Genomic DNA, 681 nt, shown 5'->3' with positions numbered 1-681 from the left:
ACTGTTGTTGCATCGACAGTTGTGACGTTACTTACTCCGTTAAACAGCACTTTCTTTAACATAGGACCGCCGTTTGTACCTATTGCTCCAGTTACATTACCTGCATTAACTACCAAGATTCCTGTATTATCCCCAGCTGTCGTTACATCCCCTGTTATTCCATTACCTAAAGTTAACTGACCATCAGCATTAAATAGTACAGCTCCGTCTGCCCCTAAATCTAATATTTGATTAAGAGTCACCTGTCCGGTACTATTCATGTTAAATCGCTTTGTAAATATAGTATTATCAATTACAATACTACCCGCTCCTTTAACTTCAAGCTCTTTAAGGCGATGTGTATTATCCTGACCTATTGTATAAGGACCTCCATTATTGGCTATAGTAAGATTATTTGTAGTTGCCTCTATTCTTACTATACCGTATTCATCTTCTGCATCCGATGGATTTAAGTTGGCATATAACGTAAACTGCTTATCCGCATTACCAGTATTTATTAAATCTAACTCTGAACTTGCTCCTTTAAACGCTATACTTGTTCCATTATTTAATAAATCTATATCACTATTAATACTATCAACATTGAAAGTAACATTATCTGCAATATTAGTTTCTTGAATGGTAGTAATCGTTGGATCAGTAGCCGTAGTAACTCCGGCATTTACATTTAATGTTCCATTT

1 pseudogene is annotated in these 681 nt (G+C 35.5%); it reads right to left on the bottom strand.

The window, feature by feature from the left end:
- A pseudogene (locus KYQ89_RS05965) lies at positions 1-681 on the bottom strand (hypothetical protein); the annotation flags it as partial.

The organism is Rickettsia sp. TH2014, assembly GCF_019249195.1.
Classification (GTDB): Bacteria; Pseudomonadota; Alphaproteobacteria; order Rickettsiales; family Rickettsiaceae; genus Rickettsia; species Rickettsia felis.
This window is presented reverse-complemented; position numbering and strand designations above follow the sequence as displayed.